Genomic DNA, 14,435 nt, shown 5'->3' with positions numbered 1-14,435 from the left:
AGCCTACGGCCGGTCGCGATCACCTGCCACGGCGCCGCGCGGCGCTGGGCGGCGGGCCGGAACGCCCACCGGGGCACTGCGGCGGCTCCAGGCGCAGGTGTTCCTTGAGGATGCGTTCCAGTTCGCGGGCGGCGCGGGGCGGGGAGACGTCGCCGCGGTGGGCGACGGAGACGACGCGGTGCATGCCGGGGGTGGCGAAGGGGGTGATGCGCAGGCCGGAGCGTTCGGCGACCATGCTGGGCACGACGGCGATGCCCAGGCCGGCGCGGACGAAGCCGAGGACCGCGTCCATCTCGCCGCCCTCGACGGTGAAGGTCGGCTCGAAGCCGGCCGCGCGGCACGCCGCGGTGGTGAATTCCCGCAGGTCGTAGCCGCGGCGGAACATGGCCAGCGGGCGGCCGCGGAGGTCCTCGACGCGGATCCTGGTGCGCCGGCCGGTCACCGGGGCGGGCCGGTCGGGGGCGGAGACCACGACCAGTTCCTCGCGCAGCAGCTCGGAGGTGGCCAGGGCGGGGGCCTGGACGGGCAGCGGGGTGATGATCAGGGCGAGGTCGAGGGCGCCGTCGGCCAGGGCGCGTACCAGGTCCTGGGAGCCGTCCTCGGTGACGATCAGGTCGACGCCGGGGTAGGCCGCGTGGAAGGCGCTCAGGACGTCGGGGACGAGGCTGGCGCAGAGGCTGGGCGGGGCGCCGAGCCGCAGCCGGCCGCGGCGCAGCTGGGCGACCTCCTGGACCTCGCGGCGGGCGGTCTCGGCGTCGGCGAGGATCCGGCGGGCGAGCGGCAGCAGGGTCTCGCCGGCGTCGGTGAGGGTGATGTGGCCGCGGGCGCGGTGGAAGAGCTCGGCGCCCAGCTCCCGTTCCAGGGACCGGATCTGCTGGGACAGCGAGGGCTGGGCGACGTGTTCACGCTCGGCGGCGCGGGTGAAGTGGCGGGTGTCGGCGACCGCGGTGAAGTAACGGAGCTGCTGCAGCTGCATGAGGCGACGGTAAGGCATCGATAGGCACAGCCTATGGAGATGAGCCGGAGCATGTCTTGGACTGATGGCGGCCCGCTCCTTACGGTCGGGACCCATGGCACTGGGCATACGGACGGACCGACGGCCGTCGACGACGGGCGGCGCGCGACAGCGCTCGATGAGGGGCGGTGGTCGGGCGACGGGCGGGCGCACGATGTGGGACAGCACCGTCGGCAAGAAGACGGTGATGGCCGTGAGCGGGCTGATCATGCTGCTCTACCTGGTCGTCCACATGATCGGGAACCTGAAGATCTTCTTCGGGGCGGGCGAGTTCGACCACTACGCGCACTGGCTGCGGGTGGTCGGCGAGCCGTTCATGCACGACGAGTGGACGCTCTGGCTGGTCCGCGTCGTGCTGATCGTGGCCGTGGTCGCGCACGCCGTCTCCGCCTACCAGCTCAGCCGCCGCGACCTCAAGGCGCGCCCCACCAAGTACGCCCACCCGTCGCCCGGCCGCCACCCCTGGTGGAGGCGCTTCGCGCCGCACCTCCTTCTGCGCGCGAGCTACGCGACCCGCACCATGCGCTGGGGCGGGATCATCCTCGGCCTGTTCCTCGTCTGGCACCTGCTCGACCTGACGACCGGGACCGTGCACACCGGCTTCCGGCCCGGCCACCCGTACCAGAACGTCGTGGACACCTTCTCCACCTGGTACGGCAACGTCATCTACCTCGTCGCGATGCTGGCGCTGGGCCTGCACGTCCGGCACGGCTTCTGGAGCGCCGCGCAGAGCCTCGGCGTCGGCAGCCGCACCCGAGACCGCCTCCTGAAGACCACCGCCAACGTCCTCGCGCTGGTGCTGACGGTGGGCTTCGTCTCCGTACCCGTCGCCGTCATGACCGAAGTGGTGAGCTGACCATGTCTCCTTACACCGACTACGCGACCGGGGAGCCGGTCGCCGACACCAAGGCGCCGGCCGGACCGGTCGCCGAGCGCTGGGACACCCGCCGCTTCGAGGCGAAGCTGGTCAACCCGGCCAACCGCCGCAAGCACACCGTCATCGTCGTCGGCACCGGGCTCGCCGGCGGTGCGGCCGGCGCCACGCTCGCCGAACAGGGCTACCACGTCGAGCAGTTCTGCTACCAGGACTCCCCGCGCCGCGCCCACTCCATCGCCGCGCAGGGCGGCATCAACGCGGCGAAGAACTACCGCAACGACGGCGACTCGATCCACCGGCTCTTCTACGACACCGTCAAGGGCGGCGACTTCCGGGCCCGCGAGTCCAACGTCCACCGCCTCGCCCAGATCTCGGTCGAGATCATCGACCAGTGCGTGGCGCAGGGCGTGCCGTTCGCCCGCGAGTACGGCGGTCTGCTCGACACCCGCTCCTTCGGCGGGGTCCAGGTCTCCCGCACCTTCTACGCCCGCGGCCAGACGGGCCAGCAGCTGCTGCTCGGCGCCTATCAGGCACTGTCCCGGCAGATCGCGGCCGGGAACGTGACGATGCACCCGCGCACCGAGATGCTGGACCTGATCGTCGTCGACGGCCGGGCCCGGGGCATCGTGGCCCGGGACCTGATCACCGGCGCGATCGACACGTACTTCGCGGACGCGGTGGTGCTCGCCTCCGGCGGCTACGGCAACGTCTTCTACCTGTCGACGAACGCCATGAACTCCAACGCGACCGCGATCTGGCGGGCGCACCGGCGCGGCGCGTACTTCGCCAACCCCTGCTTCACGCAGATCCACCCGACCTGCATCCCGCGCACCGGCGACCACCAGTCGAAGCTGACGCTGATGAGTGAGTCGCTGCGCAACGACGGCCGGATCTGGGTGCCGAAGGCGAAGGGCGACACCCGGCCGCCCGCCGAGATCCCCGAGCCCGAGCGCGACCACTACCTGGAGCGCAGCTACCCGTCCTTCGGCAACCTCGTCCCCCGCGACATCGCCTCGCGCGCCGCGAAGAACGTCTGCGACGAGGGGCGGGGCGTGGGCCCCGGCGGGCAGGGCGTGTACTTGGACTTCGCCGACGCGATCGCGCGGATGGGCCGGGGGGCCGTCGAGGCCAAGTACGGCAACCTCTTCGACATGTACCGGCGGATCACCGACGAGGATCCGTACGAGGTGCCGATGCGGATCTACCCCGCCGTGCATTACACCATGGGCGGATTGTGGGTCGACTACGACCTGCAGACCACCGTCCCCGGCCTGTTCGCGATCGGTGAGGCCAACTTCTCCGACCACGGTGCCAACCGGCTCGGCGCCTCCGCCCTCATGCAGGGCCTCGCCGACGGCTACTTCGTGCTGCCCGCCACCCTCAACGACTACCTGGCGCGGCATCCGCACGGGGACGAGATCGACGCCGACCACCCGGTCGTGCAGGAAGCCCTCGCCGAGACCGAGGACCGGCTGCACCTCCTCCTGGCCGTCGACGGCGACCGCACGCCGGACTCGTTCCACCGCGAACTCGGCGAGCTGATGTGGGAGTTCTGCGGCATGGCCCGTACGGACTCCGGTCTGCGCAAGGCGCTGGAGCGCATCCCGCAGCTCCGCGAGGAGTTCTGGCGCCGCATCAAGGTGCCCGGCACCGGCGAGGAGTTCAACCAGTCCCTGGAGAAGGCCAACCGGATCGTCGACCACCTGGAGCTCGCCGAGCTGATGTGCCTCGACGCGCTGCACCGGGCCGAGTCCTGCGGCGGCCACTTCCGCGAGGAATCCCGGACCCCGGACGGCGAGGCCGCCCGCAAGGACGAGGAGTTCTCCTACGCGGCCGCCTGGGAGTTCACGGGTACGGGCGAGGCCCCGACCCTCCACAAGGAAGACCTGGTCTTCGAGTACGTCCACCCCACCCAGCGGAGCTACGCATGAGGCTCACCCTGCGCGTCTGGCGCCAGCAGAACGCCGACGCCGAAGGCGCCATGTCCACGTACGAGGTGGACGGCATCTCCTCCGACATGTCCTTCCTGGAGATGCTCGACACCCTCAACGAGGAGCTCATCCTCAAGGGCGAGGACCCGGTCGCCTTCGACCACGACTGCCGCGAGGGCATCTGCGGTGCCTGCTCGCTCGTCATCAACGGCGAGGCGCACGGCCCGGATGGGGTCTCCCCTGCTCGAGCGGATTCGAGAGCTTGGGGAAGGACCACCACCTGCCAGCTGCACATGCGGTCCTTCCAGGACGGCGACACCATCGACATCGAGCCGTGGCGCGCCTCCGCCTTCCCGGTGATCAAGGACCTGGTGGTCGACCGCTCCGCCTTCGACCGGATCATCCAGGCCGGCGGCTACATCACCGCCCCCACCGGCTCCGCGCCGGAGGCGCACGCCACGCCCGTGCCGAAGCCGGACGCCGACGCGGCGTTCGAGCACGCCGAGTGCATCGGCTGCGGGGCGTGTGTCGCCGCCTGCCCGAACGGCTCGGCGATGCTCTTCACCTCCGCCAAGGTCAACCACCTGGGCGTCCTGCCGCAGGGCGCCCCGGAACGCGAGTCCCGGGTCCTGGACATGGTGGCGCAGATGGACGAGGAGGGCTTCGGCGGCTGCACGCTGACGGGTGAGTGCGCCACCGCCTGCCCCAAGGGCATCCCGCTGTTCAGCATCACGAGGATGAACCGCGAGTTCATCCGGGCGGTGCGCAAGGGGCGCTGACGGCTCCGCCCCGGCCGGGGCGGAGCACCTCAGGTCAGCGCACCGGGTGCCCCGCCTCGCGCAGGGTCTGCTTGACCTCGCCGATGCGGAGGTCGCCGAAGTGGAAGACCGAGGCGGCGAGGACCGCGTCGGCGCCAGCGGCGACGGCCGGGGGGAAGTGGGAGAGCTTGCCGGCGCCGCCGGAGGCGATGACCGGGACGGTGACGTGCTTGCGGACCGCCTCGATCATCTCGACGTCGTAGCCGTCCTTGGTGCCGTCGGCGTCCATGGAGTTCAACAGGATCTCGCCGGCGCCGAGTTCGGCGGCGCGGTGGGCCCACTCGACCGCGTCGATGCCGGTGCCGCGGCGACCGCCGTGGGTGGTGACCTCGAAGCCGGACGGCGTGCCGGCGTCGGTGCGGCGGGCGTCGACCGACAGGACCAGGACCTGGCTGCCGAAGCGTTCGGCGATCTCGCGGATCACGTCGGGGCGGGCGATGGCGGCGGTGTTGACGCCGACCTTGTCGGCGCCGGCCCGGAGCAGCTTGTCGACGTCCTCGGGGGTGCGGACGCCGCCGCCGACGGTGAGCGGGATGAAGACCTGTTCGGCGGTGCGGCGGACCACGTCGTAGGTGGTCTCGCGGTTGCCGGAGGAGGCGGTGATGTCGAGGAAGGTCAGCTCGTCGGCGCCCTCCTCACCGTAGATCTTGGCCATCTCGACGGGGTCGCCGGCGTCGCGCAGGTTCTGGAAGTTGACGCCCTTGACGACCCGGCCGTTGTCGACGTCCAGGCAAGGGATGACTCGGACCGCCAGGGTCATCGCGGTTCTCCTTCGGGGGCCCGGGGTGCGCCCCCCGGGGTTGCGCTGTCGCGGAATGCTTCGAGTTCGATCTGCACCAGCACCCGTGGATCGACGAAGCCGGAGACCACGAGCACGGTCGCGGCGGGCCGCACGGCGTCGAAGAGCTCCTTGTGGGCCCGGCCGACGGCGTCCACGTCGCGCACATGGGTGAGGTACATGCGGGTGCGGATGACGGATTCGGCGCCCAGGCCGAATTCCCGCAGCGCGTCGAGGCCCTGCCGGAAGGCCGCGAGCGCCTGTTCGTACGGGTCCCCCTCGCCGTGCAGCACCGTGCCGGTGAACGGCAGGGTGCCGGCGACGAGGACCCGGTCCCCGGCCGCGACGGCGCGTGCGTGGCCGAAGACCCCCTCCCAGGGGCTGTCGGACTGGACGCGCCGCACGGCCTCGCTCATCGGGACACCGCCTCCAGGGCTTCCTCCAGGGTGAACGCCTTGGCGTAGAGCGCCTTGCCGACGATCGCGCCCTCGACGCCCTCCGGTACCAGGCCCGCGATGGCCCGCAGGTCGTCGAGGGAGGAGACGCCGCCGGAGGCGACGACGGGGCGGTCGGTGGCGGCGCAGACGTTCCTCAGCAGCTCCAGGTTGGGGCCCTGGAGGGTGCCGTCCTTGTTGATGTCGGTGACGACGTACCGGGCGCAGCCCTCGGAGTCCAGGCGGGCCAGCGTCTCGTAGAGGTCGCCGCCGTCGCGGGTCCAGCCGCGGCCGCGCAGCGTCGTCCCCCGGACGTCCAGGCCGACCGCGATCCGGTCGCCGTACTCGGCGATGATCTTGGCGACCCACTCGGGGTTCTCCAGCGCCGCGGTGCCGATGTTGACCCGGGTGCAGCCGGTGGCCAGCGCCGCGGCGAGCGAGGCGTCGTCGCGGATGCCGCCGGACAGCTCGACCTTGATGTCCATCGAGCGGGCCACCTCGGCGATCTGCGCGCGGTTGTCGCCGGTGCCGAAGGCCGCGTCGAGGTCGACGAGGTGCAGCCACTCGGCGCCGGCCCGCTGCCAGGTGAGGGCCGCCTCCAGCGGGTCGCCGTAGGAGGTCTCGGAGCCGGACTCGCCGTGCACGAGGCGGACGGCCTGGCCGTCGCGGACGTCGACGGCGGGCAGCAGTTCAAGCGTGTTCACAGCGTTCACAGCGTTTCGATCCAGTTGGTGAGGAGCTGGGCACCGGCGTCGCCGGACTTCTCGGGGTGGAACTGGGTGGCCCACAGCGGGCCGTTCTCGACCGCGGCCACGAACGGCTCGCCGTGCGTGGCCCAGGTGACCTTCGGTGCGGCGAGGTGCGGGTTGCCGATCTCCAGCTCCCAGTCGTGCACCGCGTAGGAGTGCACGAAGTAGTAGCGGGCGTCGGCGGGCAGCCCGGCGAACAGCCGCGAGCCCTCGGGGGCCTCGACGGTGTTCCAGCCCATGTGCGGGACGATGTCGGCCTTGAGCGGACCGACCGTGCCCGGCCACTCGTCCAGGCCCTCGGTCTCCACGCCGTGCTCGATGCCGCGCCCGAAGAGGATCTGCATGCCGACGCAGATGCCCATGACCGGGCGGCCGCCGGACAGCCGGCGCCCGACGATCCAGTCGCCGCGGGCCTCCTTCAGCCCGTGCATGCAGGCGGCGAACGCGCCCACACCGGGGACCAGCAGCCCCTCGGCGTTCATCGCCCGGTCGAAGTCCCGGGTGATCTCCACGTCCGCGCCGACATGCGCCAGCGCGCGCTCCGCGGAGCGGACGTTGCCGAAGCCGTAGTCGAGGACGACGACCTTCTTACGGGAGGACGGGGCGGTCAATTCCACACCTCCAGCCGCAGCACACCGGCGGCCAGGCACATCGCCGAGCCGACGGAGAGCAGCACGATCAGGCTCTTGGGCAGCTGCTGCTTCCAGAAGGAGTAGACGCCGCCGAGGAGGAAGAGCCCGAGGAGAATGAAGACGGTCGACAAGCCGTTCACCGCATCCTCCTGTTCGCTTCTCCGCCCGCGCGGCGCAGAGGTGCGGACATCGTGGTCGTCTGCGGCCCGGCGGCCGCGCGTGCGTCGCTCACGGGTTAAAGGGCTCCCTTGGTCGACGGGATGATCCCGGCCGCGCGCGGGTCGCGCTCGCTGGCGTAGCGCAGGGCCCGGGCCAGGGCCTTGAACTGGCACTCCACGATGTGGTGGGCGTTGCGGCCGTACGGGACGTGCACGTGCAGGGCGATCTGCGCCTGGGCCACGAAGGACTCCAGGATGTGCCGGGTCATCGTGGTGTCGTACTCGCCGATCATCGGCGCCATCTTCTCGGGCTCGGTGTGCACGAGGTACGGGCGGCCGGAGAGGTCGACGGTCACCTGGGCGAGGGACTCGTCCAGCGGCACCGTGCAGTTGCCGAAGCGGTAGATCCCCACCTTGTCGCCCAGCGCCTGCTTGAAGGCGGCGCCGAGCGCGAGGGCGGTGTCCTCGATGGTGTGGTGGGAGTCGATGTGCAGGTCGCCGTCGGTCTTCACGGTGAGGTCGAACAGACCGTGCCGGCCGAGCTGGTCGAGCATGTGGTCGTAGAAGCCGACACCGGTGGCGATGTCGGTCCGCCCGGTGCCGTCGAGGTCTATCTCGACGAGGACCGAGGTCTCCTTGGTGGTGCGCTCCACGCGTCCTACGCGGTTCATGCCTGGGGCTCCTTCTTGAGTTCACGTACCGCGTCGAGGAACGCGTCGTTCTCCTCCGGGGTGCCGGCGGAGACCCGCAGCCACCCCGGTACGCCGTTGTCGCGGACCAGCACGCCGTGGTCGAGGATCCGCTGCCAGGCCGCGTGCGCGTCCTCGAACCGCCCGAACTGCACGAAGTTGGCGTCGGACGGGGTGACGTCGTAGCCGATCGCGCGCAGCTCGGTGACCAGCCGGTCCCGCTCCGACTTCAGCTGCTCGACGTACTTCAGCAGGGTGTCGGTGTGCTCCAGCGCGGCCAGCGCGGTGGCCTGGGTGACCGCCGAGAGGTGGTACGGCAGCCGTACGAGCTGGACGGCGTCCACCACCGCCGGGTCCGCGGCGAGGTAGCCGAGGCGCAGCCCGGCCGCGCCGAAGGCCTTCGACATCGTGCGGGAGACGACGAGGTGGGGCCGGCCGGCGAGCAGCGGCAGCAGCGAGTCGCCGTGGCTGAACTCGACGTACGCCTCGTCGACCACGACGATCGCCCCGCCGGTCGCCGCCCTGGCCGCCTGGGCCGCCTCGTACAGGGCGAGCACCGCCTCGGCCGGGACGGCGTTACCGGTGGGGTTGTTGGGGGTGGTGATGAAGACGACGTCGGGGCGGTGCTCGGCGATGGCCCGCTCGGCCGCCGGCACGTCGAGGGTGAAGTCGTCGTTGCGCGGACCGGAGATCCAGCCGGTGCCCGTGCCGCGCGCGATGAGCGAGTGCATCGAGTACGAGGGCTCGAAGCCGATCGCGGTGCGGCCCGGCCCGCCGAAGGTCTGCAGCAGCTGCTGGATGACCTCGTTGGAGCCGTTGGCGGCCCAGACGTTCTCGATGCCGAGCTCGTGGCCGCCGGTGCGGGTGAGGTACCGGGCCAGCTCGGTGCGCAGCTCGACCGCGTCCCGGTCCGGGTAGCGGTTGAGGTCGCGGGCGGCCTCGCGCACCCGCTCCGTGATCCGCTCGACCAGCGGCTCGGGCAGCGGGTAGGGGTTCTCGTTGGTGTTCAGCCGTACCGGGACGTCCAGCTGCGGGGCGCCGTAAGGGGACTTGCCGCGGAGTTCGTCGCGCACCGGGAGGTCGTCCAGGCCGGCCACTGCGGAGTTGCGGGTCATGGGTGTGGTGCCTTGCCTCGTTCGCGTCACTTGCCTTCGGGGACCTTCCAGCCGAACCGGGCCTTGACGGCCGCCCCGTGTGCGGGCAGGTCCTCCGCCTCGGCCAGCGTCACGACATGGTGCGCGACCTCGGCCAGCGCGTCCTTGGTGTAGTCGACGATGTGGATGCCGCGCAGGAACGACTGCACGGACAGTCCCGAGGAGTGGCAGGCGCAGCCGCCGGTGGGCAGCACGTGGTTGGAGCCCGCGCAGTAGTCGCCGAGCGAGACCGGCGCCCACGGGCCGACGAAGATCGCGCCGGCGTTCCGCACCCGCTGGGCGACGGCGGCGGCGTCCGCGGTCTGGATCTCCAGGTGCTCCGCGCCGTACGCGTCGACGACCCGCAGGCCCTCCTCGACGCCGTCCACCAGCACGATCGCGGACTGCTTGCCGGACAGCGCCGGGACGATCCGGTCGTCGACGTGCCGGGTCGCGGCGACCTGCGGCTCCAGCTCCTTCTCGACGGCCGCGGCGAGCTCGGTGGAGTCGGTGACGAGGACCGCGGCGGCCAGCGGGTCGTGCTCGGCCTGGCTGATCAGGTCGGCGGCGACGTGCGCGGCGTCGGCGCTGTCGTCGGCGAGGATGGCGATCTCGGTGGGGCCGGCCTCGGTGTCGATGCCGATGCGTCCGGTGAAGTAGCGCTTGGCGGCGGCGACCCAGATGTTGCCCGGGCCGGTGACCATGTTGGCCGGGGCGCAGGTCTCGGTGCCGTACGCGAACATCGCGACGGCCTGGGCGCCGCCGGCGGCGTACACCTCGTCGATGCCGAGCAGCGCGCAGGCGGCGAGGATCGTCGGGTGCGGCAGACCGCCGTGCTCCTTCTGCGGCGGGGACGCCAGCGCCGTCGAGGGGACGCCCGCCTCCTGCGCCGGGACGGCGTTCATGATCACGGACGACGGGTAGACCGAGCGGCCGCCGGGGGCGTACAGCCCGACCCGCTCGACCGGCACCCACTTCTCGGTGACCGTGCCGCCGGGGACGACCTGGGTGGTGTGCGGGGCGCGGCGCTGCGCGCGGTGCACGATGCGGGCGCGGCGGATGGACTCCTCCAGGCTCGCGCGCACGGCCGGGTCGAGCTCCTCCAGGGCACGGGTGAGCGCGGCGGCCGGCACCCGGACCTGGTCGAGGGTGACCCCGTCGAACTTCTCCGCGTAGTCGATCAGCGCCGCGTCGCCACGATGATGCACGTCCTCGCAGATCGGCCGCACCTTCTCCAGGGCGGCTTCCACGTCGAACTCGGCACGGGGCAGCAGGTCGCGCAGGGCGCCGCCCTCGGGAAGGGCGTCACCGCGCAGATCGATTCGGGAGATCACGTCCCCAGTGTCTCAGACCCGCTCCTGCGCCCGGCCGCCCGTATCACTGGGTGATACACAGCGAGGCGGGGGCCGGACACACGGTGACAGCGCTCCGCGAAGTTGACCGGAGTTGGCCCTGACCACGCGTGTTCAACCGGTCACCGGGCGGGCAAGGGCCACGTAGCGGCGTACGGGGAGACCTGCGGGAGCGGCTGCGGGACGCGCGCGGACCGGCGCACGGAATGCGTCCGAACAGGTTGCGACACGCGAAGGCGGCGGAGCAGGCATGCGCCGCGGCGGACCACGGGACGGCAAGGGGGACACAGTGACGGAGACCAGGGACGGCGACGCGCCCGCCGACCTGCGGCTGACCTCGGCGGAATGGAGCATGTGGCAGGCGTTCCGCAACGGCAGCACCTGCGATCTGCACATCGGGGACCCGATCCGCGACGATCCGCACGGCCAGCATCTGTGGGGGCCGGAACGCCGGGTGCGGGCCCGCGTGGTGGCGCTGCTGCTGCTCGACGGACCGCCGGCGCAGCCGGGCCGGGTCTCGGCGCTGAAGCTCACCGGCGCGTACATCACGGACACTCTCGACGTGGCGGGCGGCACGATCAAGCCATTCGTGGAGCTGCGGGACTGCCGCTTCGAGGCCGAGGTGGTGCTGCCGGAGAGCCGGTTCAGCACGCTGCGGATGGTGAACTGCGCGATCCCCCGGCTGGAGGCCGCCCGGCTGCACACCGAGGGCGATCTGCATCTGCCGCGGTGCGTCGTGCAGTCCGGCATCCGGCTCAGCGACGCCCACATCGGCACCGACCTCATGCTCAACCAGACCGTCGTCCACAAGGACCGCCAGGGCCGCTCCATCATGGCGGACGGCCTGACCGTCGCCCAGGACCTGCAGGCCGAGATGCTGGAGTCCTACGGCGAACTGTCGCTGCGCGGCGCCACGGTCGGGGTCTCGCTGAGCCTGCGCGGCAGCCACCTGAGCAACCCCTTCGGCCGCCGGGCGCTGAACGCCCCGCAGCTGACCGTCGAGCGCACCCTCTATCTGACCGCCGCGGGCCTGGCGAACTCCCCGTTCTCCAGCGGCGCCACTCCCCCGTACGGCATCACCAACACCCCGCCCCGCGGCACCCGTATGCAGCGCTTCGAGTGCGAGGGCGGGATGCGGCTGGACGACGGCCGGTTCGGCGACGCGGTCGACTTTGAACACGCCCGGTTCGTCATGGAGTCCGACCAGGAGCTGTCGCTGCGCCGGATCCAGACGCCGGAGCTGCGGTTCCTCGGCGAGCGGCCACAGCGCGGGCGGGTGATCCTCTCCGGCGCCCGGGTCGTCAACCTCGTCGACAAATCCGCGAGCTGGCCGGGCCTCGGCGGCCTGTGGATGGCCGGCTTCGCCTACGAGACGCTGATACCGCGCGGCCACTTCCCGCTGGCGCTGCGCCTCCAGTGGGTCGCCGCGGCCACCCCCGAATACGCGCCCGAGCCCTACGAGATGCTCGCCGCCTCGCTGCGCGCCAGCGGCGAGGACTCCGATGCCCGCGAGGTCCTGCTGGCCAAGCAGCGCCGCCGCCGCGAGACGCTGCCGCTGGCCGCGAAGGCGTGGGGCTTCCTCCAGGACTGGACCGTCGCCTACGGCTACCGCCCCGGCCGCGCCGCGGTCTGGATGGCCATCCTCTGGGCCATCGGCACGGCCTACTTCTCGATGACCCCGCCACCACCCCTCAAGGCGGGCGAGGCACCCCCTTGGAACCCCTACCTCTACGCCCTCGACCTCCTCCTCCCCGTCATCGACCTCAACCAGGACACCGCCTGGAAACCAGGAGGAACCGCCCAGTGGGTCGCGGCGATCCTCATCATGGCGGGCTGGGTCCTGGCAACAACGGTGGCAGCGGGGGCGTCCCGCCTGTTGCGGCGGCAATGATCCCCCACGTACCCGTCCGCTGCGCTTGGCTTTCCTCCCACGTACCCGTCTGTCCCGCCGCGGGGCTTGCTCGCCGTTGCGCGCTTTGCGGCGCCGCCCACGTACCCGCCTGCCCCGCCGCGGGGCTTGCTCGCCGTTGCGCGCTTTGCGGCGCCGCCCACGTACCCGCCTGTCCCGCCGCGGGACTCGCTCGCCGTTGCGCGCTTTGCGGCGCCGCCCACGTGCCCGCCTGCCCCGCCGTCGGGCCTGGTCACCGTTGCGCCTGCGGCGGGCTGGGTGGGTGTCGGGTGCGGTTCTGGCCCTCCAGACTCCGTCCTCCGGTCCAGCCCCTCCCGGAGGGGGGAGAGGAACGGCCGGTGGGGGTGCACGTAGTCCTACGTGGTCCTACGTGCGGGCGGTGAACGTCACCACGCCCCCCCGAAAACTCCCACCAACGGGAGGGGACAGACCGGAGGACGAAGTCTGGAGGGCTGTCACCGCACCCGACAAACAAACGCCCGCCGCCAGGCGCAACGGCGAGACGACCCGCGGCGGGACAGACAAGTACGTGCGGGGCGCCGCATGGCGGCAACGGCGAGCGGCCCCGCGGCGGGACAGACAGGTACGTGCGGGGCCCCGCAAAGCGCAACCGCGGCGGGTTGGCCAGGTACGTGGGAAGCTAGGCTGCTCGCGTGACGTCGCTACCCCTCTTTCCGCTCAACTCGGTCCTGTTCCCGGGGCTCGTCCTGCCCCTGAACGTGTTCGAGGCGCGGTACCGGGCGATGATGCGCGATCTGGCCGCGCTGCCCGAGGACGAGCGCCGGTTCGCGGTGGTCGCGATCCGGGACGGACGCGAGGTCGCGCCCACCGCGCAGGGGCTGCCGGACGCCACGCTGCCGGACGAGAAGGGGCCCGCCGCGGGCTTCGGGGACGAGCCGATGCGGGCGTTCCACGCCGTGGGGTGCGTGGCGGACGCCGCGACCATCCGCGAGAAGTCGTCCGCGGCCGACACCGGCTACGAGGTCCTGGCGACCGGCACCACCCGCTTCCGGCTGCTGTCCGTGGACGCCTCCGGGCCGTATCTGACCGGCGAGGTGGAAGAGCTGGAGGAGAGCCCCGGGGACGGCGCGGGCGTGCTCGCGTCGGGTGTGGTGCGGGCCTTCCGTACGTATCAGAAGCGGCTGGCCTGGGCGAACGAGCGGACGCTGTCGAGCGGGCAGGACCTGCCGGCCGACCCGTCGGTGCTGTCGTACCTCGTCGCGGCGGCGGCCGTGCTGGACGTGCCGGCCAAGCAGCAGCTGCTGGAGGCGCCGGACACCGCGGCCCGGCTCGGTCAGGAGCTGAAACTCCTTCGTCAGGAGTCGGCGCTGCTCGGTAAGCTCCCGTCGCTGCCGGCGGTGGAGCTGACCCGGCAGCCGACCAGCCCCAACTGACGGCCGGCCGCGGCGGGACGCGTCGGCGGGCGGACCCGCCGGGAGACACCAAGAGGCACGAAGACGTTGGCGAAGAAGTCCAGGAAATCCGTCGGCACCCCGGCGACCGTCGCGCTCACCGCGGCCGGGGTCGCCTTCACCACGCACTCCTACGCGCACGACCCGGCCACCGCCTCGTACGGCGAGGAGGCCGCCGAGGCGCTCGGCGTCGCGCCCGAGCAGGTCTTCAAGACGCTGCTGGCGGACGTCGACGGGACGCTCACGGTCGCCGTGGTGCCGGTGTCGGGGTCACTGGACCTCAAGGCGCTGGCGGCCGCGGTGGGCGGCAAACGGGCCGCGATGGCCGATCCGGCGGTGGCCGAGCGCACCACCGGGTACGTCGTGGGCGGGATCTCGCCGCTGGGCCAGCGCAAGCGGCTGCCCACGGTCGTGGACGCCTCGGCCGAGGGCCGGCCGACGGTGTGTGTGTCGGCGGGGCGGCGCGGGCTGGAGGTCGAGCTGTCGCCGCAGGATCTGGTGGCGCTCACGGGGGCGCGGCTGGCGCCGATCGCCCGGAGCTGAGGCAG

General features: G+C 72.1%; 15 protein-coding genes. 6 read left to right on the top strand and 9 right to left on the bottom strand.

Going from position 1 to position 14,435, the window contains the following annotated elements:
• Positions 1–19: 19 nt before the first annotated feature.
• Positions 20–976 (bottom strand): LysR substrate-binding domain-containing protein, encoded by a 957-nt coding sequence (locus AB0E02_RS21375; RefSeq protein ID WP_362141602.1) that lies wholly within the window; start codon positions 974–976, stop codon positions 20–22.
• Between the two features lie 193 nt (positions 977–1,169).
• Here AB0E02_RS21375 and AB0E02_RS21370 point away from each other — a divergent pair, with 193 nt between their 5' ends.
• From AB0E02_RS21370 to AB0E02_RS21360, 3 genes are read left to right on the top strand one after another with little or no spacing between them, the layout of a single operon-like run.
• Positions 1,170–1,871 carry a succinate dehydrogenase gene (locus AB0E02_RS21370; RefSeq protein WP_362141664.1) on the top strand — a complete coding sequence of 234 codons (702 nt, stop codon included), beginning with the start codon at positions 1,170–1,172 and terminating at the stop codon, positions 1,869–1,871.
• A 2-nt stretch (positions 1,872–1,873) separates the two neighbouring features.
• Positions 1,874–3,823 carry a fumarate reductase/succinate dehydrogenase flavoprotein subunit gene (locus tag AB0E02_RS21365; protein ID WP_362141601.1) on the top strand — a complete coding sequence of 650 codons (1,950 nt, stop codon included), beginning with the start codon at positions 1,874–1,876 and terminating at the stop codon, positions 3,821–3,823.
• Positions 3,820–4,602: a succinate dehydrogenase/fumarate reductase iron-sulfur subunit gene (locus AB0E02_RS21360; RefSeq protein ID WP_362141600.1), complete on the top strand. Its 783-nt coding sequence runs from the start codon at positions 3,820–3,822 to the stop codon at positions 4,600–4,602. Before AB0E02_RS21365 ends, AB0E02_RS21360 begins: the two co-directional genes overlap by 4 nt.
• A gap of 34 nt (positions 4,603–4,636) precedes the next feature.
• Here the strand turns inward: AB0E02_RS21360 and hisF are convergent, their stop codons facing one another.
• The 8 genes from hisF to hisD all read right to left on the bottom strand — a co-directional run bounded on the left by hisF (position 4,637) and on the right by hisD (position 10,548).
• Positions 4,637–5,401 (bottom strand): imidazole glycerol phosphate synthase subunit HisF, encoded by a 765-nt coding sequence (gene hisF, locus AB0E02_RS21355; protein WP_362141598.1) that lies wholly within the window; start codon positions 5,399–5,401, stop codon positions 4,637–4,639.
• Positions 5,398–5,835, bottom strand: a complete 438-nt coding sequence (locus AB0E02_RS21350; protein WP_362141596.1) for a RidA family protein — start codon at positions 5,833–5,835, stop codon at positions 5,398–5,400. Before AB0E02_RS21350 ends, hisF begins: the two co-directional genes overlap by 4 nt.
• A complete protein-coding gene (priA, locus tag AB0E02_RS21345; protein ID WP_201802014.1) occupies positions 5,832–6,557 on the bottom strand; it encodes a bifunctional 1-(5-phosphoribosyl)-5-((5-phosphoribosylamino)methylideneamino)imidazole-4-carboxamide isomerase/phosphoribosylanthranilate isomerase PriA in 726 nt (241 codons plus the stop codon). Before priA ends, AB0E02_RS21350 begins: the two co-directional genes overlap by 4 nt.
• Positions 6,558–6,562: 5 nt before the next feature.
• Complete coding sequence (gene hisH, locus AB0E02_RS21340) at positions 6,563–7,213, bottom strand: imidazole glycerol phosphate synthase subunit HisH (protein ID WP_362141594.1); 651 nt, start codon at positions 7,211–7,213, stop codon at positions 6,563–6,565.
• Positions 7,210–7,374: a hypothetical protein gene (locus AB0E02_RS21335; RefSeq protein ID WP_030413628.1), complete on the bottom strand. Its 165-nt coding sequence runs from the start codon at positions 7,372–7,374 to the stop codon at positions 7,210–7,212. The genes hisH and AB0E02_RS21335 overlap by 4 nt, the downstream gene beginning before the upstream one ends.
• 95 nt (positions 7,375–7,469) lie before the next feature.
• Complete coding sequence (hisB, locus tag AB0E02_RS21330) at positions 7,470–8,063, bottom strand: imidazoleglycerol-phosphate dehydratase HisB (RefSeq protein ID WP_030413627.1); 594 nt, start codon at positions 8,061–8,063, stop codon at positions 7,470–7,472.
• Positions 8,060–9,196 (bottom strand): histidinol-phosphate transaminase, encoded by a 1,137-nt coding sequence (locus AB0E02_RS21325; protein WP_362141591.1) that lies wholly within the window; start codon positions 9,194–9,196, stop codon positions 8,060–8,062. Before AB0E02_RS21325 ends, hisB begins: the two co-directional genes overlap by 4 nt.
• 26 nt (positions 9,197–9,222) lie before the next feature.
• Complete coding sequence (hisD, locus tag AB0E02_RS21320; RefSeq protein WP_362141589.1) at positions 9,223–10,548, bottom strand: histidinol dehydrogenase; 1,326 nt, start codon at positions 10,546–10,548, stop codon at positions 9,223–9,225.
• A 307-nt stretch (positions 10,549–10,855) separates the two neighbouring features.
• Here hisD and AB0E02_RS21315 point away from each other — a divergent pair, with 307 nt between their 5' ends.
• From AB0E02_RS21315 to ybaK, 3 genes are all read left to right on the top strand, one after another.
• The gene (locus tag AB0E02_RS21315) at positions 10,856–12,457 is read left to right on the top strand and encodes an oxidoreductase (protein ID WP_362141587.1); all 1,602 of its coding nucleotides are present in this window, start codon (positions 10,856–10,858) and stop codon (positions 12,455–12,457) included.
• A gap of 671 nt (positions 12,458–13,128) precedes the next feature.
• Complete coding sequence (locus AB0E02_RS21310) at positions 13,129–13,869, top strand: LON peptidase substrate-binding domain-containing protein (RefSeq protein ID WP_201802009.1); 741 nt, start codon at positions 13,129–13,131, stop codon at positions 13,867–13,869.
• Positions 13,870–13,935: 66 nt separating this feature from the next.
• Positions 13,936–14,430: a Cys-tRNA(Pro) deacylase gene (ybaK, locus tag AB0E02_RS21305; RefSeq protein ID WP_201802008.1), complete on the top strand. Its 495-nt coding sequence runs from the start codon at positions 13,936–13,938 to the stop codon at positions 14,428–14,430.
• Positions 14,431–14,435 lie beyond the last annotated feature (5 nt).

The organism is Streptomyces sp. NPDC048196, from assembly GCF_040652715.1.
In the GTDB taxonomy this organism is placed as follows: Bacteria; Actinomycetota; Actinomycetes; order Streptomycetales; family Streptomycetaceae; genus Streptomyces; species Streptomyces siderophoricus.
The sequence above is the reverse complement of the archived record's forward strand: the minus strand, read 5'-3'. Positions and strand labels throughout refer to the sequence as shown.